This is a genomic window from Ralstonia soli (assembly GCF_023955655.1).
Taxonomy (GTDB): domain Bacteria; phylum Pseudomonadota; class Gammaproteobacteria; order Burkholderiales; family Burkholderiaceae; genus Ralstonia; species Ralstonia soli.
This window is the reverse complement of record NZ_JAMXHT010000006.1, coordinates 398237-423948: the sequence shown is the minus strand read 5'-3', so window position 1 is coordinate 423948 and position 25712 is coordinate 398237. Positions and strand designations below refer to the sequence as shown.

The following is a 25712-nucleotide window of genomic DNA, read 5'->3' as shown; positions in this document are numbered from 1 at the left end:
GGATGGCTCAAGCCGCCTGCTGGTGATCCTGGAAGTGCTCCATCCACGCGGCGAGCTGATCGGGCGTGAGCTGTGTCTGGTTGTCGACCAGCCGCAGCTTGACGGTGGCACCATCGCGCTCGGCCGTGATCGACCAGCCCTTGCCATCGAGCCACAGCAGGAACGCCAACCACTTGGCATGCGCTTCCGACACCTTGTGGGTTGACGCGGCTTCCAGGAATTCCGTCAGCGTGGTGAGATCCACCACCGCCGCTGCGTCGCCGCCTGCCGGCGAGACCTTGCCGTGCAGCACCTCGGCCAGGACTTCGAGGGCTTGCCCGGCGGGCTTGCTGCCAAAGCGCGCAGACAGGTCCTGATACGCCTGGTGGACCGCATGACTGAATTCACCGGCGCGCACGCTTTCTTCGCCGACGAGCTCGGTGTAGTCCTTCATCGCCCAGTCGGGCTGTGCCAGCGGTTGCAGACCCACGGCTGCTGCCGCGCGCAGATAATCGTTGACCGCGCTGAATGACGACAACCCCGACACCGCCAGGTACAACGTCTGCAGCGCGCCGATGCGGTGCGTGAGCGTCTGGCTCTGGCGCACCGTCATCTTCTCGCGCAGCAGGGCGTCGCGCTCGCGGCGCAGGTCGGAAAACTCCAGTGCCTGCTTGAGCTCCACGCGCAGCGCCGTGATGTCCCACGGCTTCTTGATGTAGCGGTGGATCTGGCCCTGGTTGACGGCCTCCACCGTGTCTTCGATTTCCGAGTACGCGGTGGTCAGGATGCGGACCAGGTGCGGATAGCGCTCGCGCGCGTAGCGCAGCAACTCGTTGCCGAGCTCGCCGGGCATGCGCTGGTCAGATACGAGCACGCCCAGCGTGTCGGCGTGCTGGTCGAGCATGCGCTTGCCTTCGTCGACCGAGGTGGCGGTGACGACCGGCGCCAGTGAACCGATGGCACGGCCGAAGTACGTCAGCGCCAATGTCTCGTCGTCCACGTACAGAATCTTGGGCGGGTTAGTGGGCGTGTGGCCCCCGGGATTGGTCATCCATCACTCCTCATAGCAAATACGGTCAATGCGCGGATCATGTTCGGCGTGGTTCGTGTGCGTATTGTTGATGGTGTCATGGGAACGTCAGAGTCACGCGCGTGCCTGCGCTGGGGGCGGATTCAATGGCAATCGCTCCCCCGAACGATTGCATGATCCGCGTACAAAAAATCATGCCCATGCCGTTGCCGCCGTCTTCGGCGCGCGTCGTCACGGGGTCGATGGTCAGCCGCGCGAGAACGTCGGGCTCGATGCCCGGGCCGTTGTCTTGGATGCGGATCATGTGCCGGGCATCACGAGTTGCCGGCGCTTGGCCGGCGACGATCTCGAGCCGCGGGGTGCGGGTGTGCCGCAACGCGTGCAACGCGTTGCTCGTGAGCGACGAGAGCACCAGCATCACGCAGTTGGGCAGCGTGCGGATCGGGAAATCCTCTTCCACCCGATACGACACCCATTCGCGCTGTGCGTTCGTGAACGGATACGTGTCAAACAGTGAACGGATCAGGCCGCCCGCGCTGTTGGGCGTGGCCGCCGTACCCGGCTTGCCATAGGTGTTGCGCACCGAGTTCAGGAACGTGGCGATCACCGACAGGCAGTACCGTGCGTTGTCCTGCACGCGGTCGGCAGCGCGGCCAACCTCGGGCAGCGCGTCGGGCGCCAGTTCGGTTTGATCCACGCGCATGCGGATGCCCCGCGCGAAGTTGGAGATGGCCGCCAGCGGCGTGTTCAGTTCGTGCGCAAGAAACGCCAGCGTTTCGTCGATGGCCATCAGGCGCTGTGTGCGCAGGAGCCGGTCCTGGCGCAGCGACAGCGCTTCCTGCAGTGAGCGCCGCACGTCTTCGGGCTGGTAGGGCTTCTCCAGGATCTTGAACACGCGCCCCGTATTGACGGCCTGGATCAGCAGATCCTTGTCGGCATAGGCGGTGACGAGGATGGTGGCGATATCGCCGTACTCGGTATCGATGAAGCGCAGCAGCTCCGTGCCGTCGCCGCCCGGCATGCGGAAGTCGGTCAGCACCACGCTGATGCGGTTGTGCGCCTGCGCGTCGGCCTGCAGGACGGCCTTGGCTTCGTCGACGCTGTTGGCCGTCAGCACCTCGTAGCCCGCGCCGATCGTGCGCGCAAACCATTTGCAGGCCTGCGTCTCGTCGTCGACGTAGAGGATGGTGACGGTGTCCGGCGTGGTGTCCATGTTGCGGCTTACTCTGCGCGCGGCAGGTCAAACGTGAAGCGTGCCCATTCGCCTTCCTGGCTCGTCACGGCGAGCGTGCCGCCGTGGCGCTGGATCACGCTGTAGCTGATCGACAGGCCAAGCCCCAGGCCCTTGCCGACATCGCGCGTGGTGAAGAACGGTTCGAACACGCGCGTGAGGTTCTTTTCGGAAATGCCCGGGCCGTTGTCGGTCACGACCACATGCAGGCGGTTATCGATCCACTCCGCGGCGATTTCGATACGCGGGTTTTCGCGCTGCACCTTCTGCATGGCCAGCGCCGCGTTCGACAGCAGGTTGATCAGCACCCCGATGATGGCGGCCTCGTCGCCGCGCACCAGCGTATCGGGCGGTAGCTTGCGCTCGACGCTTACGCCGCGCAGCTCGTGGCTGGTCAGGCGGATGGCCGAGTCGATGGCCTTTTCCGCCAGGAACGGCGCGTCGGCTTCACCCTTCTCGGGGCTGCGGTAGGCGAAGGTCTTCAGGTCCGACACGATGTGCTGCACGCGCTGCATGCCTTCCTTGGCGTCGACCAGGCATTCGAGCAGCATCGGGCTGTCCTTGGCGACCGGGTCTTCCTGCGCCACGGCTATCGCCATGAGGCAGAAGTTGACCGGGTTGTTGATCTCATGGAGCAGACCCGCTGACAGCGTGCCGATGGCGGCCATTTTTTCCTGCTGCAGGAGCTGGCCCTTGATGTCGACGAGGTTGGCGTTGATCGTCTCGAGCTGGATGTTCTTGTCGGCCACTTCCTCCTTCAGCTTGAAGAGCTCAAAGCGGCTGTTCTCATTGAAGTAGGTGCAAAAGACGCCCAGCGTCGAGGTGAAGATGAGGAACTGGGAGTTCACGAAGAACGTGCTCCCGGTGATGCTGCCCGGGTCGTGCGCGAGGCACGCCAGAAAATACAGCGCGTAGGTGATCACCCCGAACCCGATGGTCTGCCTGGTGTTGAATGGCAACACACTGCCTGCTGCAAAGACGGCCAGATGCAAGCCCGTCGCATAGATCGATTCCGCGCCCTGCGTGACCGAGATCATCCACGCGATCATGACTTGCGGGAAACACAGCCAAAGCAGTGTCAGGTACGACAGCCGTTGCCGCCCCCACGGGGTTGGCAGGATCAGATAGACGACAAAGATCAGCACCGACGCGAAGACGCGGGCAAAGAAGAATGGCTGGAGCTCACCCGGATAGGTGTTGTAGTCCAAGCCGCAGCCCATCAGCACCAGAACGATACCGACCAGCGCGGTGGTCCGGCTGAAGGACAGCCGGAAGCCTTCCCGCTCCGTGCGGTTGAATGCGCGTTTCAGAGGGTCTCTTACGGTGTCGGCCATCTAGATTACCGTTGCCTCGCTGAAGACATTGACGCCTGTTGCGTCAACATAGGTCTTGATATCGCGGCAGGCTTCCTCCGGGAACGTGGCCGACAGCTGCTCTTCGTTGCGGTAGATCAGGTACCACTCGAGCAGGTGCTCCATCGTGAACAGTCGCTCCGGGTTGCTCGAATGCACATTCGTGGCAAGCATGCGCCCGCCTGGGCGGGTGCGTGTGGTGAAGTAGGTCAGCAGCCGGTTGCAGACCTTGTCCGAAATATAGTCAAACAGGCCCGCGCAGTAGACGGCGTCGCAGTCGCGTACTTCTTCGGCTCGACGTGCGGGGCGCTTGATGAGTTCGTGCACCGATTGGTGGACGAACTCAGCCTGCAGCGTGGTGCCTCCCTGTCGGGCTGCTTCGGTCAGCCGTGCCTTTGCGTAGTCCAGCGTCTCCTGGCTGAAGTCGATCAGCTCGAACTCGAGCAGGTGAGGCTCTTCGAATTCACGCAGGAAGCGCTGGATCTCCACCGCAGGCCCGCAGCCCAGGTTCATGACGCGGTACGGGCGCCCCTCGGCCTTGGCCTGAATCGCAAGCTGCTTGAGAAAATCGACCAGGATGTCGATGCGGTTCCGGTGTGCCTGTGCAACCTGCGCCTTCAGGAACGTGACGTTGATGATCTGGAAGTACGTGCTCGGGCCATCCTGCGGGTCGCCCAGGATCTGGTTGACCATTTCATAGTCGCCGGCGTAGCCCAGCGGCTTGGTGAAGGTGCGGTGCACGAACGGCGAGCGCAGCAGCAGTGGATGCAGCGCAGTTTGCGCGAAGGCCCGGTGCGATGGTGCCAGGCTGGCATCGACCTCGACGGCCTCGGCTTCCAGGATGTCCAGGTAGTGCTTGACCCGCAGCATCACCGGCTCGGCCAGCTCCATGAAGACATCGGGGCGCAGCTTGCTGTCTTCGCGCGGCAAGGACTTCGACAAGTCGACCTGCTCGACCCAACGCGCCACTTCCGCGAGGAAGGCACGCATCTCGTTGATGACGAGCTGGTATTCGCGCCGGATGCGGAAGCGCTCCTGCCATTCCCGCACGAACGTTCGCGCTTCCTCGCCCACCGAGGCCGGCGTGTCGGCCACCTCCGACAGCTCGCGCCATTCGTCGATCAGGGTGAGCGATACGACGGCGGTCAGGCCGGTGTTGACCAGACTGATCACCACGGCCTTGCCGAGATAGACCTGGCGCGTGCCGATCTTGATGGCGAGCTCGGACAACACCTCGCTCACCTGCACGATCGAATAGGGGTTGTAGATCTCCATCACCAGTGCACGCCGCTGCAGTGTGATGATGGTGCCGCGGACCTGCTGACCCTGGGAGTTGCGGAAGCTGACCGCCGGATCGATTTGGTTGGGTGAGTACACGGTGCGAATTTGCCGGTGACTTCAGGGAAAACGTCTGCCAAGCGGGACGCTCACTCCAACAAACGCGCATCCGAAACGACGCCGTCGTCCCGGACAAAGCACCGCCCGCCGAGGCTGGGGGGCATGCCGTCGCATCAGTCGTGAAAGCGTGCTTGAAGCCGTCCGATGATCGAGCGCAACGCGCTTCGACCCGGGCGTCTCTCGCCCAAACCCGCTTTGAGAAGATTGAGGAATCGAGACTGCCGTTGCGCAACGGCGAAGCCGTTTTCGCGCGCGAGCAACCCGCAGATCAACAGCGTGGCAATGGGAGTCGTGCACCCGCGAACAGACTGGAACGATGCACCCCTCTGACATCCGCAACGCGCGCTGAGTCTGCGCGCGGCCTGCTGCTGCATCCCAAATCGTCTCTCAAGAGAATCCCGCACAGTAACCATCCGGGACGCCGTTCGTGTGTTGCCTGCCGGCGCCCTCGATCGCCATGATGCCGCAGCAATGCCACGCATGCATCAGGGCGTTTCAGCCGGGCCACGTTCTGACGTCATGGCTGCCGGATGACGCGATCGATTGTACTTGTCCAATGTGGCCCACACAATGTGAAAACCCGCATCGCATCACAGCCCGCAGGCGTATGTCAGCGCGATTTGCGGCCGGTGAGCGTGTCCGGATCCTGCTTGTAGTTGGCGAGGAATTGGGTGTAGCTGTAGACCTGTGCCGGCAGCAGGTGGCTGGGCATGTCGAACAATGCGTAGTAGTACGGCTCGCGCCCCTGGCAGACCTCTGCGGGCAGGCAATACTGTTCCCATTCGACACAGGCCGGGGTGTACATGCCGTCGCCGGGCCAGAAGAACGGCACGATCTGCTTGTCGTGCAGGCCCTTGAGCAGCGCATCGGGCGCGTTGTACGCCTCGGCGTTCTCCAGGTGCGTGAGCATGCTTGCATTGGTCTCGATGACCATGAGCGTGGCGCGGCCATCCGCGGTGAGCAGCAGTACACCCGCCGGGTGCGGATAGAGGTAGTACTCGATGAAGCGGTAGCGCGCGGAAAGCTCGCGCACGAGCCGCGTGATGGCCGGGTCCGACAGGAAGCTGAACGAGTGGCGCGACAGCAGATCGCGCAGCGTGCTCGACAGGTTGCTGAAGTAGCGCATCTGCAGCGCTTCGATCTCCGCATTCAGGCGCTCGGCCATCGCGGGGTTGTCTTTCTTGATGTAGCGATCGATCAGGCCGTCGTTGAAGCCCTGCACGGCGATGTTCTCGTCGGCCATGCCGGTCAGCAGGATCGTCATGCACGGCAGGTCTTTGAGCTTGGCGCAGAACTCCAGCCCGTTCATGCGCGGCATGGAATAGTCCACCACGATCACGGACGGCTGCAGGAAGCGGTTGACCTCGTGGGTCTGTCGGTAGACGCGGTCGACGTCGAGTTGAATGGTGCGACGCTCGGTCGAGAAGGTCAGGTCATCGTGCGTGACACGCACGGGCAGGAAGCCCGGCATGCGCAGCGAATGCCACTGCCGCAGCCACGCCAGTGCGGCTTCCGGATCGTTGAAGGCCAGCAGCGCCCGCGACGGGTCCATCTGGAACCCGAGGCTTTCCACAAACGATTGGCTGTCGTCGACCACCACCGTCAGGGTGGGGTGGAAATAGACCGGCAGGGCGCTGTCCTGTTGCATACGTCGGGGAAGAGTCGGGAAAGGGCAGGGAGCAGCGCACGGCCGGTGTGGCCTGCGCTGCCCGTTTGCACTACGTTACTGCCTGCCGCAGCCAGGAGCAAGCGCAAGAGGCGCGATGTGACGCCGCACTGACGGCCACGCCTGCGCGCACCCTTACTCGACCGCCTTCACCATGTCTTCGACGACCTTTTTGGCGTCGCCGAACACCATCATCGTCTTGTCCATGTAGAAGAGCTCGTTGTCCAGCCCTGCGTAGCCAGCGTTCATCGAGCGCTTGTTCACGATGATGGTCTTGGCCTTGTAGGCCTCCAGGATCGGCATGCCGGCAATGGGCGACTTCGGATCGTTCTTGGCCGCCGGGTTGACCACGTCGTTGGCGCCCAGCACGAGCACCACGTCGGCCTGGCCGAATTCACCGTTGACGTCTTCCATCTCGAAGACCTGGTCGTACGGCACCTCGGCTTCGGCCAGCAGCACGTTCATGTGGCCCGGCATGCGCCCCGCAACGGGGTGGATGGCGTATTTGACGGTCACGCCTTTTTCCGAGAGCTTCTCGGTCAGTTCCTTCAGGGCGTGCTGCGCGCGCGCAACGGCCAGGCCGTATCCGGGGACGATGATGACCGTCTCGGCGTTGCCCATGAGGAACGCGGCGTCATCCGGCGAGCCCGATTTGACCGGGCGTTGCTGCCCGCCACCGCCGGCGGCTGCGCCCGCGGAAGCCTCCGAGCCGAAGCCGCCCAGGATCACGTTGAAGAACGAGCGGTTCATCGCGCGGCACATGATGTACGAGAGGATGGCACCGGACGAACCCACCAGCGAGCCCGCGATGATCAGCATCGGGTTGTTCAACGAGAAGCCGATGCCCGCCGCCGCCCAACCCGAATACGAGTTCAGCATCGACACGACCACCGGCATGTCTGCGCCGCCGATCGGGATGATGATCAGCACGCCGAGCACGAATGCGATGGCCGTCATGATGACGAACGGCAGCCAGCTCTGCGTCAGGAAGAACAGGATGCCGAAGCCCAGCATGGCCACCGCCAGCAGCAGGTTCAGCATGTGCTGGCCGGCAAACTGCACCGGTGCACCCTGGAACAGGCGGAACTTGTACTTGCCCGACAGCTTGCCAAAGGCGATCACCGAACCCGAGAACGTGATGGCGCCGACGAATGTGCCGATGAACAGCTCCACGCGGTTGCCCAGCGGCAGCACGTTGTCACCGGCCATGGTGATGCCGAAGGCGGACGGCTCAGCCACTGCGGCCACGGCAATGCACACTGCGGCCAGACCGATCAGCGAGTGCATGGCCGCCACCAGCTCGGGCATCTTGGTCATCTCGACGGTGCGCGCCACGTAGGCGCCGATGCCGCCGCCGACCACCAGGCCCGCGAAGATGAGGATGAAGCCCGTGGAGGTGCCGCTCTCGGTACCGGCAAACATTTCGGCCTTGAGCTTGACGATGAGCGCGAGGGTCGTGACGGCGGCGATGGCCATGCCCGTCATGCCGAACGCGTTGCCGCGCCGGGCCGTGGTCGGGTGCGAGAGCCCCTTGAGCGCCTGGATGAAGCAGACCGACGCCAGCAGATACAGCAGGGTGACGAGGTTCATGCTCATTGCTTGTTCTCCCCTGCCTTGGCCTTGGGCTCTTTCTTCTTGAACATCTCAAGCATGCGCTGGGTGACCAGGAAGCCGCCAAACACATTGACTGCCGCCAGTGCCACCGCCACCACGCCCATCGTGCGGCCCAGGCCCGTTTGCGTCAGACCTGCCGCCAGCATGGCGCCGACGATGATGATGGCCGAGATGGCGTTCGTCACGGCCATCAGCGGCGTGTGCAGCGCCGGGGTGACCGTCCAGACCACGTGGTAGCCGACGTAGATCGCCAGCACGAAGATGATCAGGTTGATCACCGTGTGATTGACCAGCTCCATGAATGCTCCTCCTCGCTTCTTGGTCGATGTGCAGTGCAGCCCCGCGCGTTGCTTTTTTCTTGCGGGGCCGCTCTGGCGCGTCAGGTTTCCTTGATGGCCTTGATCTTGTTGCCCTCGCCCAGCAGCACGACCTTGGGCTTGTAGCTGGCGACTTCTTCCTCGTTCATCGGCGCGTAGGTGCAGATGATGAGCAAGTCGCCCACGTGGGCACGGCGTGCAGCGGCACCGTTGAGCGAGATTTCGCCCGAGCCGCGCTTGCCCTTGATGATGTACGTCGAGAAGCGTTCGCCGTTGTTGACGTTGTACAGCTCGATCTTTTCGTACTCGCGCATGTCGGCCGCATCGAGCAGGTCCTCGTCGATGCCGCACGAGCCTTCGTAGTCCAGATCGGCCTGGGTGACCGTCGCGCGGTGCAGCTTGGCGCGAAGCATGTTGCGTTGCATGAAGCCTTCCTTGAAACAAAAAATGAAATCGCCACAACCGGCCCTGGCGTGATGTTGCGTCGACCTGCAGGGCCGCTATCTCCGTTGTTATTTGGCGGCGCTCGTGGCAGCGGGAGCGCGCACCACCTGGCCGGCCTGACTCAAGAGGCAGGCGGCCACGATGTCGTCTTCGCGGTTGATGACCAGGCCGCCGTCCTTGTCGACGATCAGCTTGAGGAAATCGAGCACGTTGCGGGCGTAAAGGGCGGAGGCATCGGCCGCCACCATCGACGCGAGGTTGGTGTAGCCGACCAGCTTGACGCCGTGCTTGACGACTACGCGGTCGGCCTCGGTCAGCGGGCAGTTGCCGCCCTGCGCGGCGGCCAGGTCGACCACCACCGAGCCCGGTTTCATGGCGCGCACGGTCTCTTCCGAGAGCAGCGTCGGCGCACGGCGCCCCGGGATCAGCGCGGTGGTGATGACGATGTCGGCCTGGGTCGCGCGTGCGTGCACGAGTTCGGCCTGTCGGCGCATCCAGTCCGGCGGCATCGGGCGGGCATAGCCGCCCACACCCTGCGCGATCTCGCGCTCTTCGTCGGTCAGGAACGGCACGTCGAGGAACTTGGCGCCCAGCGATTCGATCTGCTCCTTCACGGCGGGGCGCACGTCGGACGCCTCGATCACGGCGCCCAGGCGCTTGGCCGTGGCGATCGCCTGCAGGCCCGCCACGCCGGCGCCGAGGATCAGCACGCGCGCGGCCTTCACCGTGCCGGCGGCCGTCATCAGCATCGGCATGAAGCGCTGGTACTCGTTGGCGGCGACCATCACGGCCTTGTAGCCGGCGATGTTGGCCTGGGAGGAGAGCACATCCATGCTCTGCGCGCGCGTGGTGCGCGGCGCGGCTTCCAGCGCGAAGGCGGTGACGTTGGCGGCAGCCAGCCGCGCGGTGTTCTCGTCGTCGAACGGGTTAAGCATGCCGACCAACACGGCACCCGACTGTATTTGCGCCAGTTCGGCCGCTTCCGGCGACCGCACTTTCAGCACGATCTGCGCGCCAAGTGCTTCGGCGGCGGTGCCGATCTTGGCGCCCGCAGCCACGTAGGCTTCGTCAGGCTGGGCGGCAGCCACGCCGGCGCCCGATTGCACCGTGACCTGGTGGCCTTGCGCGACATATTTCTTCACCGTTTCCGGGGTCGCGGCAACGCGCGTCTCGTCCGCCCGCGTCTCCTGCGGGATGCCGATGTGCATCGTGTTCTCCTCGTTCATGGTGCGCGCGGGTGAGGCTGCGCGCGGGTCGGTTTTGTTGAACGATGTGGAGCTTACCCGAACTTTTGCTGCGCGCGCTCCCACAGAATGCCGTTGCCGAACATCCGGATTTGCCGTAGATCGCGCGTCGATCCTCCGCAAACGTGTGCCGAACCGAGCACAAGTCGCGCAAACTGCCGCGCCGGCGCCCGAATCAGCGGGAAGTGCGGCCGCCAGCTACAATAACGCCTTGTTTTTGTTGCCTTTTTGCCATGAACCAAGCTGTTCGCTGGAAACCCAGTGTCACCGTTGCCGCCGTCATTGAACAGGACGGGCGCTTTCTGCTGGTCGAGGAGCACACCGATACCGGCCTGCGTCTGAACCAGCCTGCCGGCCATCTCGACCCGGACGAAAGCCTGGTCGACGCCGTCGCGCGCGAGGCGCTGGAGGAAACCGCGTACAGCTTCGTGCCCACCGCATTCCTGGGCTGCTACATGGCGCAATTCCAGCCGCCGCAGGGGGATCCGGTCACCTATGTGCGGATGGCCTTCACCGGCGAACTCGGGCCGCAGGACCCGCGCCGCACGCTCGACGATGGCATCGTCCGCACGGTTTGGATGACGCCGGATGAGATCCGCGCCAGCCGCGATCGCCACCGCAGCCCGCTGTTGCTCGCCTGCGTGGAGGATTACCTGGCCGGCAAGCGCTATCCGCTCGAAGTGATCCACACGCACGCCAGCGTGTACGGGCTGGGGGTGGAGCAATGAGCAAGAAGCGCGTTGTCGTCGGCATGTCCGGCGGCGTGGATTCGTCCGTCACGGCATGGATGCTCAAGCAGCAGGGCTACGACGTCGTCGGCCTGTTCATGAAGAACTGGGAAGACGATGACGACAGCGAATACTGCTCGACCCGGCAGGACTGGATCGACGTCGTCTCCGTGGCCGACCTGATCGGCGTGGACGTGGAGGCGGTCAACTTTGCCGCCGAGTACAAGGACCGCGTGTTTGCGGACTTTTTGCGCGAATACTCGGCCGGCCGCACGCCCAACCCCGATGTGCTCTGCAACGCCGAGATCAAGTTCAAGGCCTTCCTCGACCATGCGATGGCGCTGGGCGCAGACACCATCGCCACCGGCCATTACGCCCGCGTGCGTGAGGTCGATGGCAGCTTCCAACTGCTCAAGGCGTTCGATCACACCAAGGACCAGAGCTACTTCCTGCACCGGCTGAGCCAGGCGCAGCTCTCGCGCACGCTGTTCCCGCTGGGCGAGATCCCGAAGACGAAAGTGCGCGAGATCGCCGCCGAAATTGGCTTGCCCAACGCCAAGAAGAAGGATTCCACCGGCATCTGCTTTATCGGCGAGCGGCCGTTCCGCGATTTTCTCAACCGCTACCTGCCGACCAAGCCCGGCCCGATCAAGACGCCTGATGGCAAGACCATCGGCGAACACATCGGCCTGGCGTTCTACACGCTGGGGCAGCGCAAGGGCATCGGCATCGGCGGCAGCCGCGATGGCAACGGCGATGCGTGGTACGTCGCACGCAAGGACATGGCCGCCAACACGTTGTACGTGGTGCAGGGGCACGACCACCCATGGCTGCTCGCGCATACGGTGCACGCCGATGACCTGAGCTGGGTGTCGGGCCATGCGCCCGCCGAAGGCACGCAGCTGGCGGCCAAGACGCGCTATCGCCAAGCCGATGCGCCATGCTCGGTCGCACGCGCGGCCGATGGCGCGCTCACGCTGACATTCCCGGATGCGCAGTGGGCCGTCACGCCGGGCCAATCGGCCGTGCTGTATGACGGTGAGATCTGCCTGGGCGGCGGGATTATTTCCGCGGCTGAGCCGGCTGTTGCCGAGAAAGCGGTCGCCTGAGCGGTTTTTCGCAACACTGCGTTGCGACGGCTGCGGCGGTTGCGGCACTCGCGCATGTCTCAGTTATGCTGGCGCCCTGTTTTGTCTCCACACAGGGTTTGTCATGCTGCCACGTCGCTACTGGGCTTTTGCGGGCGTTGTGCTGTTGTTCATCGCCACCGCGGGGTTTGCCGTGGCGGGGCGTCTGCACTGGGTATGCGCGGCTATTCCGGGCATCTTCGTGATCCTCGGCGTGCACGACCTCACGCAGACGCGCCATTCGGTGCTGCGCAACTACCCGCTGTGGGGCCATTTCCGCTTCCTGTTCGAGTTCATCCGCCCGGAAATCCGCCAGTACTTCGTTGAAGACGACACCGACGAGCGCCCGTTCTCGCGCGCTCAGCGCAGCATCGTCTACCAGCGCGCCAAGGGTGAAGTCGATAGCCGCCCGTTCGGCACCGAAGTCGACGTGAAGGTGGCGGGGCATGAGTGGATTGGCCATTCACTGGCGCCCACGCGCATCCCTTCGTCGGACTTCCGCGTGATGGTGGGCGAGGGGCGTGCGCAGCCGTATTCGATGTCGGTGTTCAACATCTCGGCGATGAGCTTTGGCGCGCTGTCGGGCAACGCCATCCGCGCGCTCAACCGGGGCGCGAAGCTCGGCAACTTCATCCATGACACGGGCGAGGGCTCGATCTCGCCGTACCACCGCGAAGAGGGCGGCGACCTGATCTGGGAAGTCGCCTCGGGCTACTTCGGCTGCCGCGATGCCAACGGCCGCTTCGACCCCGACCGCTTTGCCGAGCAGGCGCGCAACCCGCAGGTGAAGATGATCGAGGTGAAGCTCTCGCAAGGCGCCAAGCCGGGCCATGGCGGCGTGCTGCCCGCCGCCAAGGTCACGCCGGAGATTGCTGCCACGCGCGGTATTCCGATTGGGCAGGATTGCATCTCGCCGGCTTCGCACTCGGAGTTCTCCACGCCGCTGGGGCTGCTGCAGTTTGTAGACCGTCTGCGCACGCTGTCGGGCGGCAAGCCCACGGGCTTCAAGCTGTGCATCGGGCATCCGTGGGAGTTCTTCGGCATCGTCAAGGCGATGCTGGAGTCGGGCATCCTGCCGGACTTTATCGTCGTGGATGGTGCGGAAGGTGGTACGGGCGCCGCGCCACTGGAATTTACCGACCATGTGGGTACGCCGCTGCAGGAAGGGCTGCTGCTGGTGCACAACACGCTGGTGGGCACCAAGCTGCGGGACAAGATCAAGATCGGCGCCTCGGGCAAGATCGTCACCGCCTTCGACGTGGCCCGCACGCTGGCGATGGGTGCCGACTGGTGCAACGCGGCGCGCGGCTTCATGTTTGCGCTCGGCTGCATCCAGGCCCAGAAGTGCCACACCGACCGCTGCCCGACCGGCGTGGCCACGCAGGACCCGTCCCGTCAGAAGGCGCTGGTGGTACCCGACAAGGCCGAGCGCGTGCATCAGTACCACGCGCACACGCTGCATGCTCTGCTGGAGCTGACGCAGGCGGCCGGCCTGCAGCATCCGGCCGATTTCCGAGCGCATCACATCGTGCGGCGTGTGTCGGGCAACGAGGTGCAGTTGCTGTCTGCGCTGCTCAAATACCTCGAACCCGGCGACCTGCTCGCCGGGCGGTATCGGTATCAGCTGTACGAGCGTTATTGGCCGATGGCCCAGGCCGACCGGTTCGACCCGGTGGCGGCATAGCGACGGCGCTTTATTGCGGCTGGGTTTCGATGAAGCTCGGCCGCTTTTCCATGCGCGCGTAGAACGTGGTCAGGTTGGCGTGCCGTTCGCGCCAGTCGATCTGCGGCTGGCGGAAATCCAGGTAGGCGAGGGCGCAGCCGACGGCGATGTCGGCCAGCGTCAGGTGGTTGCCGTTGCACCACGTCTTGTCGGCCAGGCCTTGCGACATGGCCTTGAGCGCCTCGTCGATCTTGTGGTTCTGGCGCGCAAGCCAGGTTTCACTGCGCTGCTCGGGCGTGCGCTGGGTGTGTTCGATGCGCAGCATGAGCGCGGCGTCGAGCAGGCCATCGGCCAGGGCTTCCCAGCAGCGCACTTCCACGCGCTCGCGGCCCGACGGCGGGATCAGCCGCGCCACGGGTGACAGCGTGTCGGCGTATTCGGCAATCACGCGCGAATCGAACAGCGCGCCACCGTCGTCCATCACGAGGCACGGGACTTTGCCGAGCGGATTGAACTGGTGGATCTGCGTGCCGGCGCTCCACACGTCTTCCAGCACGAACTGGTAGTCGATTTTCTTTTCGGCCAGGACCACGCGCACCTTGCGGGTGTACGGGCTGGCGTGCGATCCGATCAGTTTCATAGGCATGTCATGTTGGAGGCGGAAGTATAGCTGCGCACTTCCCCGGGTGCTCTGCGCGGCGCTTCTACCAAACGGAGACTTGCCTTCCATGGTCAATCCAGCCGCATTTGGCCATGGAAAGCGGGTGCCGGGTGGTAAAATTGCAGGCTTGCCGGGGTGCGCGTATGCACCTGGGTTCAACGCTCGATGCAGCGTCCGGGTTGTCCGGATTGAGCTTTCCTTCACATTTTTCCCCGCCTGCCATGTCGTCGCTTTCTGCCCTGACCGCCCTGTCTCCCATCGATGGCCGCTACGCTGCCAAGGCCGATCCGCTGCGCGAGTGGCTGTCGGAAGCCGCTTTCATGCGCAACCGCGTGAAGGTGGAAGTGCACTGGCTGATCGCCCTGTCGCAGGCCGGCCTGGCCGAAATCCCGCGTTTCTCGGCGGCCGCCGAACAAGCGCTGCTGGCCCTGGTCGAGAACTTCTCCGAGGCCGATGCCGCCCGCATCAAAGAGATTGAAGCCGTCACCAACCACGACGTGAAGGCCGTCGAGTACTGGATGAAGGAGCGCGTGAAGGGTAACGCCGAGCTGGAAGCCGCCAGCGAGTTCATCCACTTCGCCTGCACCTCGGAAGACATCAACAACACCTCGCACGGCATGATGCTCAAGGGTGCGCGCGATACGGTAATCGTGCCGTCGCTGCGCCGCGTGCAGGCCCGCCTGGTGGAACTGTCTCACGCGAACGCCGACGTGCCGATGCTCTCGCGCACGCACGGCCAGCCGGCTTCGCCCACCACGCTGGGTAAGGAAATGGCCAACGTTGCCGCGCGCCTGGACCGCGCCATCCGCCGCATCGAAGCCGTGGAACTGCTGGGCAAGATGAACGGCGCGGTGGGCAACTACAACGCGCACCTGTCGGCGTATCCCACGCTGGATTGGGAAGCCTTCTCGAAGAACGTGATCGAGACCCGACTGGGCCTGACGTTCAACCCGTACACCATCCAGATCGAGCCGCACGACTACATGGCCGAGCTGTTCGACGCCGTGGCGCGCGCCAACACCATCATCCTGGACCTGGACCGCGACGTCTGGGGCTACATCTCGCAGGGCTACTTCAAGCAGAAGACCAAGGCCGGCGAGATCGGCTCGTCGACCATGCCGCACAAGGTCAACCCGATCGACTTCGAAAACTCCGAAGGCAACGTCGGCCTGGCTAACGCGGTGCTGCGTCACCTCTCGGAAAAACTGCCGGTGTCGCGTTGGCAGCGTGACCTGACGGACTCGACCGTGCTGCGCAACATCGGCGTGGCTTTCGGCTACAGCCTGCTGGCCTACGACGCGTGCCTGCGCGGCCTGGGCAAGCTGGAAACCAACCCGTCGCGCCTGGCCGAAGACCTCGACAACTGCTGGGAAGTGCTGGCCGAGCCGGTGCAGACCGTGATGCGCCGCTACGGCATCGCCAACCCGTACGAGCAGTTGAAGGAGCTGACGCGCGGCAAGGGCATCTCGCGCGAGGCGCTGCGTGAATTCATCGGCACGCTGGCCATTCCAGAAGAGGCTCGCAAGCTGCTGTTGGACATGACGCCCGGCAGCTACACGGGCAAGGCCGCAGAACTGGCCCGCCGGATCAGCGCCCAATAATTGTTTCGAAAATTTGGTGGCTGTCCCAATTACAGCCTCCTCCGTACGGTTACGGAGGAGGCTGTTTTACTATCTGGGCTCGGTAGAATAGTCATTCTGCCGCGTCGCCCCCATTCTGCCGATTCATCAAAAAATTTGAATTTCTTGGTGAACTTGGCGCCGTCCTGCCTGGGCGGATCGCACCAATAATGCACAAATCGATGGCGCCGCGGTCTGACTGACAGGTGCCGCCCACTTACCGAGAGCGTCTCCAAACCGAGGGAACCCGATGTCACAAGCTGCCCAACCGAACCTAGCCGTGCGCAGCGCCGCAGATGATGGCGCTTACGGCGCGCCCGCGATCGCGTTGCACTGGATCATTGCGCTGCTGATCTTCGCGGCGTTCGGGCTCGGTCTGTACATGACCGACATCCCCGGCTTTACGCCGACCAAGCTCAAGCTGTACTCGTATCACAAGTGGATCGGCATCACGGTGCTGATCTTTGCGGCGCTGCGCGTGCTGTGGCGCCTGACGCATCCGGCCCCGGCACCCGTGGCAGGCATGCCCAAGTGGCAGCACAAGGCCGCCGAGGGCGCGCATTTCGTCCTGTATCTGCTGATCCTGGCCGTGCCGGTCACCGGCTACCTGCTCAGCGTGGCAGCCGGTATCAAGGTCGTCTACCTTGGCGTGTGGGAAATGCCCATGCCGTTCGACAAGAGCGATGCGCTCAAGGAAGTCTTTGAAGCCGCGCACGAGTGGTTGAACTGGACCATGGCGACCATCGTTGTGCTGCATATCCTGGCGGCGCTCAAGCATCACGTCGTCGATCGCGACGGCACGTTGCGCCGCATGCTGCCTTTCTTGCGCTGAATTCGTGCGCTGATTCTGCGCTGTCCCATCCTGACCAAGATTGCCGGCGAGGCCCGGCCTGACCGAAGGAGTCTGAAGATGAAACGTTTTGTGCGCCCCCGCGCTGTCGCTCTGGTTGCTGCCGCCGCGCTGTCGATCGCTGCCGTGTCGGTGTCGGCCACCACCCAGGTGGATGCCGGCAAGAGCAGCGTCAGCGCCACCGGCAAGCAGCTCGGCGTGCCGATGGACATCAAGTTCGGCAAGTTCGACGCCGTCGTGAACTACAACCCGGCCAACGTAGCCGCGTCCACGGCCAAGGTCGACATTGATGTGACCAGCGTCGACGTGGGCAGCAAGGAATACAACGACGAACTGAAGAAGAAGGACTGGTTCGACACCGCCAAGTATCCGAAGGCAACGTTCGTATCGTCGGCATTCAAGCCGGGCGCGGGCGGCAAGGTGGACGTGGTCGGCAAGCTGACCATCAAGGGCATCACGCAAGATGTGACGGCACCCTTCACCTTCAAGCAGGAAGGCGCCAACCAGGTCTTCGAAGGCGCATTGCCCGTCAAGCGCAATGCGTTCAAGGTCGGTGACGGCGAATGGAAGGATACGTCGGTCGTCTCGGACGACGTGACGATCAAGTTCCGCGTCGTCATCGCCAAGAAGTGAGCGTCAGTCTCAACCCCAACGTTTTTTTCGGCCCTCGTGTGCCGCTTTTATCCGCAGGAGCTCTCATGAAATTGCGTACCCTCGTTGCCGCACTGTCGGCTGTTGCCGCCACCGCCGCGTTTGCCGCGCCGGCCACGTATCAGCTCGACCCGAGCCACACCTATCCGAGCTTCGAAGCCGACCACATGGGGGGTCTGTCGAAGTGGCGCGGCAAGTTCGAGAAGTCCAGCGGCACCGTGACGCTGGATCGCGAAGCCAAGAAGGGCACCATCGACGTGACCGTGCAGACCGACAGCATCGACTTCGGCCTGACCAAGATGAACGAGCACGCCAAGAGCGCCGATCTGTTCGACGTCGCCAAGTACCCGACCGCCACGTTCAAGGGCAACTTCACCAAGTTCAAGGGCGACGTGCCGACCGAAGCCGAAGGCCAGCTCACGCTGCGCGGCGTGACCAAGCCGGTCAAGATGGAAATCGACGCGTTCAAGTGCATGCCGCACCCGATGCTCAAGCGTGAAGTGTGCGGTGCCGACGCAGAAATGAAGTTCAAGCGCGACGAGTTCGGCCTCGACTACGGCAAGGCTTACGGTTTCAACATGGAAACCAAGCTGCGGATCCAGGTCGAAGGCCTGAAGCAGGACGCCAGCGTCGCGATGCAATAAGCGACACGGCAAACAAAAAGCCCCGCAATTTGCGGGGTTTTTTGTTATCGGGCCGTTTTACGACTTCAGCAGTTCGCGAATCGACGCAGGGCTGAATGGAAGCGTGCGCGGCCGGATGCCCACAGCGTCGTACACGGCACTCGCAATGGCCGATGGAATGACCGCGCATGCCGGTTCGCCTGCTCCCACGGGAGGTTCATCCGGCCGATCGAGCAGCACCACATCCACCTGCGAAGGCAGTTCCGGGAACTTCAGCAACCGGTACGTGAGCCAATCGACGCTCGTGACGGCCGATGCCGAGAAGTTGACTTCCTCGAACAGCGTCCGGCTGATCGTCTGGACGACTTCGCCTTCCACCTGGTTGCGCACGCCATCCGGGTTCACCACCAGGCCGCAGTCGTGCACCACGGTCACCTTGCCGACCTGGATGACGCCGGTGGTGCGGTCCAATTCGATTTCGATGACTGCTGCCACGTAGGCGTTGTTCGGCTCGTAGCGCACGCAGGCCATGCCGCGCCCGCGCGCAATGTTGCCGCCGGGCCGCGTGGAGAACGAGGGCCGGCGCACCCAGCCCGAGCGCTTTTCCAGTGCCTCGACCACCGCCTTGAGGCGCGGTTCGCTCAGATGGCGTAGCCGGAACGCGATCGGGTCTGCGTGGGCTGCAGCCGCCAGTTCGTCCATGAAGGACTCATTGGCATACGTGTGCTGAAGGCGCCCCGGGCCGCGCAGCCACGCTGGCCGCAGCGGCGAGCGCGCGTAGCGGTTGACCACCACGTTCACGTTCGGGATGGCGTAGGGCGAGACCATGTTGAATTCCATGCCACCGGGGTTATCCGGCACGTCGGCTAGCGTCGACGCGCGGACAAGTTCGCCCGCCAGCAGCGGCACGTCCACGCTGCCCGAGGCGCGGTACGGCACCCATGAGGTGTACTGCCACGCCTGGATGCGGCCCTCATCGTCCACAGCTCCCACCATGTCCGAGATGACAGGCGGGCCTTTCGGGTCCCAGCCGTGTTCGTCTTCGCGCATCCACTGCACGCGCACGGGGCGCCCGATGGCTTTCGACAGCAGCGCGGCTTCGGCCGCGGCATCTTCGTGGCCGTTGCGGCCATAGCAGCCGGCACCTTCCACGTAGATCAGCCGTACATCGCCCTTGTCCATCTTCAGCATCCTGGCGATCTGGTCGCGCGTCAGGTGCGGCGATTGCGTGGCCGACCAGACCGTCAGCTTGCCGTCGCGGTAGTCGCCGATCGCGCAGGACGGTCCGATGGAGCCATGGGTCTGGAACGGCCAGGCGTAGGTTGCGCGTACCGTCTTGCCTTGACTGGCCTTGCTGATCGTGTCGCTCGCATGACCGCGCTCCAGGACCTTGCCTTGATCGTGTAGCGGCAGCACGCGCACGGCATCGTAGAGCTTCGATTGCTCGGGCAGGCCCGACCACGAAGACCACGTCACCTCGAGCGCGCGGGCGCTCTGGATCGCGGCCCATTCATCGGAGGCGATGGCCGCCAGCAGATTGCCGACGCGCACCGTGCGCAGGAAGCCCGGCACCTTCTTCGCGTGCGTGTCGTCGACGCTCACCAGCTGCGCTCCATACGCATTGGGATGAACGACACGCGCATGCACCATGCCGTCGACCTTCACGTCATGCATGAAGGTGAAGTCGGCAAAGACTTTCGCGCGCACGTCGTCGCGCTTGACCGGCTTGCCCACGAGCTTGTAATTGCCGGTCGACTTGAGCGGCGCCTTGGGATCGAGATTGAGCGCCAGCGGGTGCGCGCCAAGCAGCCGGTGATAAGGCGTGCCTTGCTTGTCCGCCGCGCCCCGGAAGGCGGCACCGTTTTCAAGGCGAACCTCCGTCGGCGCGATGCGATAGGCGCGCGCGGCCACCTCGCGGATGGCAGCGGCGGCGGTGGCGGCTGCCTGGCGCAACTGGATACCCGCGTTCGAAATGGACAGCGAACCGATGGTGGCGCCCTGGTCAACCGTCATGGCCGTGTCGCCCTGCACGACGCGAACGCGGCCGATCGGAAATTCCAGTTCCTCAGCAGCCATCTGCGCGAGCGCGGTGGTGTTACCTGTACCCAGGTTGACCTTGCCCGTATACAGCGTGAGCGTGCCGTCGCCTTCCAGCACAAGGAAGGCATCGACCCGCGTGCCGTCAACGGATTTGGCCTTGGCGACCGGCGTGGCATCGGCTTCCGTGATCTCGCCCAGGACGCGGGCGACGGCCAGCCCCGAGAAGGAGAACCCGATGGCAAGCGCGGCGCCTTGCTTGAGAAAGTGCCGACGGGAGAATGAGGTGGAATCATTGACGCGCATTCAGGCCTCGCTGGCTTTGAGGATGGCGCGGACGATCCGCATGTGCGTGCCGCATCGGCACAGGTTGGAGGCGAGGGCTTCCTTGACCTGTGCTTCGGTCGGCTTCGGGTTGCTGTTCAGCAGCGAGCGTGCGGCGATCAGCATGCCGTTGATGCAGTAGCCGCATTGCACCGCCTGCTCATCGACGAAGGCCTGTTGCAGCGGGTCCGGCTTGGCGGGCGTGCCCATGCCTTCCAGCGTCGTGACGGCACGGCCGCCCACTGCAGCAGCCGGCAGCACACACGAGCGCTGTACCGCGCCATCGATGAGCACGGAGCAGGCGCCGCACTGTCCGAGCCCGCAGCCAAAACGCGGGCCTTTCAGGTGCAACTGGTCGCGCAGTACGTACAGCAGCGGGGTTTCCGGCGCTGCCTTGATGTCAACTGCCTTGCCGTTGACGTGCAAGGTGATGGGGGAGAGGGTCGTAGCCGTCATTGGTCGTTTCCGGTTTGCTGGCGCAGCTTGGTGACGTCGTTTGCCGTAATTGCCGGTGCGTGGTTACCCCAGCTGTTGCGCGTGAATGTCAGCGCGGCCGCGATATCCGCATCACTGAGCGCATGGCGATGCGCGGGCATCGGGTAGGGCGCCGGAATGCCGTCGATGACGAGCGCTGGCGTGCCGTTAAGAGTCACGTTGATGAGCGAGAGCGGATTGGGCTCCAGCACGTTGGGGTTGCCTGCGAGCGGCGCCAGCCACGGGGCTGTGCCCTTGCCGTTCGGCAGGTGGCAGGCCACGCAGAAGTTTTGGTAGACCTGCGCGCCATGTGCCATCGTGGCCGGGTCGACAGTGCCTGCGGGCGCGGTCGGTGCGCCCGAGGCCGGCAACGATTTCAGATACACGGCAATCGCGGCGAGGTCCTTGTCGGACATCCACTGCGTGCTGTTGTTGATCACGTCCGTCATCGGTCCGAAGGCGGTAGCGTGCGTGTTGGCGCCGGTCTTGAGGAAGCGAGCGATGTCTTCGCCGCTCCATTTGCCGAGGCCCGTCGTCGCATTGCCGGTCAGGTTGGATGCGAACCAGCCGTCCAGCGCGGCCCCAGACAGAAACTGGCTGCCGCGGTCATCCAGGGCGAGTTCCTGGAACGCAATGCCGCGCGGCGTATGGCACGCTCCGCAGTGGCCGAGGCCCTGCACCAGATAGGCGCCGCGATTCCATTCGAGGCTCTTGTCAGGACTTGGCGCGAAACGCCTGTCTTCGAGGAACAGCATGTTCCATAGCTTCAGCGGCCAGCGCATTGTCAGCGGCCAGGGGGCATCCGGCGCGCGGTTGGCCTGGTGCACGGGCTTCACGCCCAGCATGAAATACGCATACAAGGCGGAGACATCGTCATTCGAGACCTTGGCGTAAGACGGGTACGGCATGGCCGGATAGAGGTTGTGCCCATCCTTTGCCACGCCTTCGCGCAATGCGCGCGCGAACTCCTGTTCGGTGTAGCGCCCGATGCCGGTCTCGGGGTCGGGGGTGATGTTGGTCGTGTAAATCGCACCGATCACCGGCGCGTTCATCTTCAGCCCGCCCGCGAAGGGCGCCTTGCCTTTGGCGGAGTGGCACGCGGCGCAGTCGGCGGCCTGCGCGAGGTAGCGCCCGCGCTCAACCAGCGTTTGATCTGGTGCTGGCGGGGCGGCTCTGGCGATGCCGATGGTGCTCAACAGCGCGAGTATTGCGGGGAGTAGGGTTCTCAACGGCCTGTCCTTTCGAAATCTGCAACGGCTTTTCCAACGGTGAGGAAAACCACTGCCGAACATGACGTGCCGCATTGGTGTGCAGTGAAAGCCGGGAGCATGGACAGGAGAGGGCCGATAGGCGGCCGGACCAGGCGAGCGTTGCGCTCTCTGAGGTCACGATCTGTCGCTGTCGTACGGAACGGCCGAGCGAATCGGCCGGTGCAACGATGTGGCGCGTCTAGCCGACACTGTGCGGGATCATCTCGCTTTCCGACATCGGAAAAGTCTTATCCGCAGGCACCATTTGGCAATGCATTTCCACGACGGCGTCGCCGCGGTTTCGGCGCACTGCCAAAGAAAAAGCCCCGCGATTGCGGGGCTTCCTTGTGCCGAGAGGGGTGAGCCGCAGGGTGCTCAGACCTGCGCGCCGAAGTTCGGATCGTCTTCCTTCGGGCCGCCGGCCTTCTTATCGGACTTGACCAGGTCTTCGCGCTTGACGCCCAGCCACATGCACAGCGCAGCCGCCACGAACACCGACGAGTAGATACCAAACAGGATACCGATCGTCAGCGCCAGGGCGAAGTAGTGCAGCGTCGGGCCGCCGAACACCAGCATCGACAGCACCATCATTTCGGTCGAGCCGTGGGTGATGATCGTGCGCGAGATGGTGCTGGTGATCGCGTGGTCGATCACTTCGTGCGTGTTCATCTTGCGGTACTTGCGGAACGCTTCGCGGATCCGGTCGAAAATCACCACCGATTCGTTCACCGAGTAGCCGAGCACCGCCAGCACCCCCGCCAGCACCGACAGCGAGAACTCCCACTGGAAGAAGGCGAAGAAGCCCAGGATGATGACCACGTCGTGCAGGTTGGCGATCACGCCCGCCACTGCAAACTTCCACTCGAAGCGGATCGACAGATAGATCACGATGCCGATCACCACGAACAGCAGCGCGAGCAGGCCGTCGGTGGCGAGTTCCTTGCCGACCTGCGGGCCGACAAACTCCACCCGTTGCAGCTTGGCGTCGGGGTTGGCGGCGTTCAGGGCTGTCATCACCTGCTGGCTCTGCACGGCAGAGGCGATGGGCTTGCCGTCCGGACCGTTCTTGAGCGGCAGGCGGATCATCACGTCGCGCGAGGTGCCGAAGTTCTGCACCTGGGCGTCGGCATAGCCGAGCTTTTCAACGTCGCCGCGGATCTTCGGCAGATCGGCGGCCTGGGTGTACGCGACTTCCATCACCGTACCGCCGGTGAACTCCACCGACAGGTGCAGCCCCTTGTGGAACAGGAAGAAGACAGCGGCGATAAACGTCAGGAACGACAGCGCGTTGAGGACCAACGCGTGCTTCATGAACGGAATGTCGCGGCGGATGCGGAAAAACTCCATGGTCTGCCCTTTGTGGCGACCGCCCCATCGTGTCGGGGGCGGGTGCCGGTTATGCGAGATTCAGTGTTGGGTGAGCCGTGCTTACTTGGCCGGCGTCTGCGTCGTGCCGGTATTGCCCGGCTTCCACACCTGCCCGATGGCCACGCTCTGCAGCTTCTTCTTGCGGCCGTACCAGAGGTTCACGAGGCCACGGTTGAAGAACACGGCCGAGAACATCGACGTGCCGATCCCCAGGCAGTGCACGATCGCAAAGCCGCGCACCGGGCCAGAACCGAAGGCGATCAGCGCCAAGCCGGCGATCAGGGTCGTTACGTTCGAGTCCAGGATAGTGGCCCACGCACGGTCGAAACCGGCGGCGATGGCCATCTGCGGCGACGCGCCATTGCGCAGTTCTTCACGCACGCGCTCGTTGATCAGCACGTTGGCGTCAATGGCCATACCGAGTGCAAGCGCAATTGCCGCGATACCCGGCAGCGTGAGCGTGGCCTGCAGCATGGACAGCAGGGCGATCAGCAGGAACACGTTGACGCCCAGCGCCGCCACCGAGAACGCACCGAACAGCATGTAGTACAGCACCATGAACACCGAGATGGCGAGGAAGCCGTACAGCGCCGAATCGAAGCCCTTCTTGATGTTGTCGGCACCCAGCGACGGGCCGATGGTGCGCTCTTCGATGATCTCCATCGGTGCAGCCAGCGAGCCGGCACGCAGCAGCAGCGCCAGGTCGGACGCTGCTTCGGTCGAGCCCATGCCGGTGATCTGGAAGCGCGAGCCCAGTTCGGACTGGATAGTCGCCACCGTCAGCACTTCGCCCTTGCCCTTTTCAAAGAGCACGATGCCCATGCGCTTGCCGATGTTGTCGCGCGAGACATCGCGCAGCATGCGGCCGCCCTGGCCGTCGAGCGTGATGTCGACCGACGAGTTGTGGTTCTGGTCGAAGCCGGCCGAGGCGCTGGTGATGCGGTCGCCCGTGAAGATCACCTGCTTCTGCAGCAGCACCGGGGCGCCGCGGCCTTGCGTGAACAGCTCGTCGCCCAGCGGTACCGGATCGCCGGCGCGTGGCAGCAGCGGCGCGTTCGGGTCGGCCAGGCGTGCTTCCAACGTGGCGGTGCGGCCGATGATGTCCTTGGCCTTGGCCGTGTCCTGCACGCCGGGCAGCTGCACGACGATGCGGTCCGGGCCCTGCTGCTGGATCACCGGTTCTGCCACGCCGAGTTCGTTCACCCGGTTGTGCAGCGTCACGATGTTCTGCTTGACCGCGTTGTCCTGCACTTCCTTCATCGCAGCGGCGGTGAAGGTGCCGGTGAGCGTGGCGCCATCGGCCGTCTTGTCGACGGTGTAGGCCAGTTCGCGAGTCGAATCAGACAGCAGGCTGCGGGCGCGGTCGGCGTCGTCGGCGCTGCTGAACTTGATGGTGATGGTGTTGCCCCCGCGATCGATACCGCTGTGGCGGATGTTCTTGTCACGCAGTTGCGTGCGGATGTCGCCGGCCAGCGAGTCCAGCTTCTTCGTCACTGCGCCGTTCATGTCGACCTGCAACAGGAAGTGCACGCCACCGCGCAAATCCAGGCCCAGGAACATCGGCTTGGCAAAGAACGGTGCGCCACTGAGCCAGCGCGGGGAGCCCGGCAGCAGGTTCAGCGCGACGATGTAGGTCGGGTCGGCTTGGTCGGTGTTCAGGCCGCGGGCCAGGACGTCCTTGGCTTTGAGCTGGGTGTCGGTATCGGCAAAGCGCACGCGCACGCTGGCGGAGGTGCCGTTGTTGTCGAAGAACACGCCGTCGGGCTGGATGCTGGCTGCGGCCAACAGGCTTTCGACCTGCTTCTGGACGTTCAGGTCGACCTTGACGGTGGCCTTGCCAGAGGACACCTGCACGGCAGGCGCCTCACCGAAGAAGTTCGGCAGCGTATAGAGGAACCCGATGGCAAGCGCCACCAGGATCACAAGGTATTTCCAGAGTGGATAGCGATTCATCTTGGAAAAGCAGAGAGGCGACGCCGAGGGGCGCGGGCGCGGATTCTTAGAATAGGCGCTGCCTGGGGTTCCGGCGCCAGCGCGGGTGAGCGCGGCGCCGGGATGGGCC

General features: G+C 64.1%; 22 protein-coding genes. 7 read left to right on the top strand and 15 right to left on the bottom strand.

All coding sequences use genetic code 11. The features are described from left to right. Positions 1 to 7: 7 nt before the first annotated feature. The 9 genes from NG900_RS17930 to NG900_RS17890 form a co-directional block, all read right to left on the bottom strand. Positions 8 to 1030, bottom strand: a complete 1023-nt coding sequence (locus NG900_RS17930; protein WP_252682710.1) for a response regulator — start codon at positions 1028 to 1030, stop codon at positions 8 to 10. A 76-nt stretch (positions 1031 to 1106) separates the two neighbouring features. After that, positions 1107 to 2222, bottom strand: a complete 1116-nt coding sequence (gene phcR, locus NG900_RS17925) for a two-component system hybrid sensor histidine kinase/response regulator PhcR (RefSeq protein WP_252682709.1) — start codon at positions 2220 to 2222, stop codon at positions 1107 to 1109. An 8-nt stretch (positions 2223 to 2230) separates the two neighbouring features. Beyond that, the gene (locus NG900_RS17920) at positions 2231 to 3574 is read right to left on the bottom strand and encodes a sensor histidine kinase (protein WP_252682708.1); all 1344 of its coding nucleotides are present in this window, start codon (positions 3572 to 3574) and stop codon (positions 2231 to 2233) included. After that, on the bottom strand, positions 3575 to 4969 hold the full coding sequence (locus NG900_RS17915; RefSeq protein ID WP_252682707.1) for a class I SAM-dependent methyltransferase: 1395 nt from the start codon (positions 4967 to 4969) through the stop codon (positions 3575 to 3577). It abuts the gene before it with no gap. A gap of 631 nt (positions 4970 to 5600) precedes the next feature. Further along, the gene (locus NG900_RS17910) at positions 5601 to 6638 is read right to left on the bottom strand and encodes a response regulator (protein WP_252682706.1); all 1038 of its coding nucleotides are present in this window, start codon (positions 6636 to 6638) and stop codon (positions 5601 to 5603) included. 153 nt (positions 6639 to 6791) lie between these two features. Further along, complete coding sequence (locus NG900_RS17905) at positions 6792 to 8252, bottom strand: NAD(P)(+) transhydrogenase (Re/Si-specific) subunit beta (protein WP_252682705.1); 1461 nt, start codon at positions 8250 to 8252, stop codon at positions 6792 to 6794. Further along, entirely contained in the window at positions 8249 to 8569 is a 321-nt protein-coding gene (locus NG900_RS17900; RefSeq protein WP_124383927.1) for an NAD(P) transhydrogenase subunit alpha part 2, read from the bottom strand. Before NG900_RS17900 ends, NG900_RS17905 begins: the two co-directional genes overlap by 4 nt. A gap of 80 nt (positions 8570 to 8649) precedes the next feature. Next, positions 8650 to 9012, bottom strand: coding sequence for an aspartate 1-decarboxylase (panD, locus tag NG900_RS17895; RefSeq protein ID WP_009241493.1), 363 nt, complete (start codon positions 9010 to 9012; stop codon positions 8650 to 8652). A gap of 87 nt (positions 9013 to 9099) precedes the next feature. Next, positions 9100 to 10239, bottom strand: coding sequence for a Re/Si-specific NAD(P)(+) transhydrogenase subunit alpha (locus tag NG900_RS17890; RefSeq protein ID WP_252682840.1), 1140 nt, complete (start codon positions 10237 to 10239; stop codon positions 9100 to 9102). A gap of 269 nt (positions 10240 to 10508) precedes the next feature. Here NG900_RS17890 and NG900_RS17885 point away from each other — a divergent pair, with 269 nt between their 5' ends. The 3 genes from NG900_RS17885 (at position 10509) to NG900_RS17875 (ending at position 13814) form a co-directional block, all read left to right on the top strand. Beyond that, positions 10509 to 11003, top strand: a complete 495-nt coding sequence (locus NG900_RS17885; protein WP_252682704.1) for an NUDIX hydrolase — start codon at positions 10509 to 10511, stop codon at positions 11001 to 11003. Beyond that, a complete protein-coding gene (gene mnmA / locus NG900_RS17880) occupies positions 11000 to 12112 on the top strand; it encodes a tRNA 2-thiouridine(34) synthase MnmA (RefSeq protein WP_252682703.1) in 1113 nt (370 codons plus the stop codon). Before NG900_RS17885 ends, mnmA begins: the two co-directional genes overlap by 4 nt. 103 nt (positions 12113 to 12215) lie before the next feature. Next, complete coding sequence (locus tag NG900_RS17875) at positions 12216 to 13814, top strand: FMN-binding glutamate synthase family protein (RefSeq protein ID WP_252682702.1); 1599 nt, start codon at positions 12216 to 12218, stop codon at positions 13812 to 13814. Positions 13815 to 13824: 10 nt separating this feature from the next. Here the strand turns inward: NG900_RS17875 and NG900_RS17870 are convergent, their stop codons facing one another. After that, on the bottom strand, positions 13825 to 14433 hold the full coding sequence (locus NG900_RS17870) for a glutathione S-transferase (RefSeq protein ID WP_252682701.1): 609 nt from the start codon (positions 14431 to 14433) through the stop codon (positions 13825 to 13827). Positions 14434 to 14675: 242 nt separating this feature from the next. On the opposite strand from NG900_RS17870, the gene purB reads away from it, so the two are divergent. From purB to NG900_RS17850, 4 genes are all read left to right on the top strand, one after another. Beyond that, positions 14676 to 16055, top strand: coding sequence for an adenylosuccinate lyase (gene purB / locus NG900_RS17865; protein ID WP_252682700.1), 1380 nt, complete (start codon positions 14676 to 14678; stop codon positions 16053 to 16055). A 268-nt stretch (positions 16056 to 16323) separates the two neighbouring features. Beyond that, entirely contained in the window at positions 16324 to 16905 is a 582-nt protein-coding gene (locus NG900_RS17860) for a cytochrome b (protein ID WP_252682699.1), read from the top strand. A gap of 78 nt (positions 16906 to 16983) precedes the next feature. Beyond that, on the top strand, positions 16984 to 17556 hold the full coding sequence (locus NG900_RS17855; protein ID WP_252682698.1) for a YceI family protein: 573 nt from the start codon (positions 16984 to 16986) through the stop codon (positions 17554 to 17556). Between the two features lie 65 nt (positions 17557 to 17621). Continuing rightward, positions 17622 to 18218 (top strand): YceI family protein, encoded by a 597-nt coding sequence (locus tag NG900_RS17850; RefSeq protein ID WP_252682697.1) that lies wholly within the window; start codon positions 17622 to 17624, stop codon positions 18216 to 18218. Positions 18219 to 18275: 57 nt separating this feature from the next. Here the strand turns inward: NG900_RS17850 and NG900_RS17845 are convergent, their stop codons facing one another. From NG900_RS17845 to secD, 5 genes are all read right to left on the bottom strand, one after another. Further along, the gene (locus NG900_RS17845; protein ID WP_252682696.1) at positions 18276 to 20540 is read right to left on the bottom strand and encodes a xanthine dehydrogenase family protein molybdopterin-binding subunit; all 2265 of its coding nucleotides are present in this window, start codon (positions 20538 to 20540) and stop codon (positions 18276 to 18278) included. Next, positions 20541 to 21014 (bottom strand): (2Fe-2S)-binding protein, encoded by a 474-nt coding sequence (locus tag NG900_RS17840; protein WP_252682695.1) that lies wholly within the window; start codon positions 21012 to 21014, stop codon positions 20541 to 20543. Then, the gene (locus tag NG900_RS17835; RefSeq protein ID WP_252682694.1) at positions 21011 to 22261 is read right to left on the bottom strand and encodes a c-type cytochrome; all 1251 of its coding nucleotides are present in this window, start codon (positions 22259 to 22261) and stop codon (positions 21011 to 21013) included. Before NG900_RS17835 ends, NG900_RS17840 begins: the two co-directional genes overlap by 4 nt. A gap of 396 nt (positions 22262 to 22657) precedes the next feature. Beyond that, complete coding sequence (gene secF / locus NG900_RS17830) at positions 22658 to 23629, bottom strand: protein translocase subunit SecF (protein WP_252682693.1); 972 nt, start codon at positions 23627 to 23629, stop codon at positions 22658 to 22660. 81 nt (positions 23630 to 23710) lie between these two features. Beyond that, a complete protein-coding gene (gene secD, locus NG900_RS17825) occupies positions 23711 to 25603 on the bottom strand; it encodes a protein translocase subunit SecD (RefSeq protein WP_252682692.1) in 1893 nt (630 codons plus the stop codon). Between the last annotated feature and the right edge of the window lie 109 nt (positions 25604 to 25712).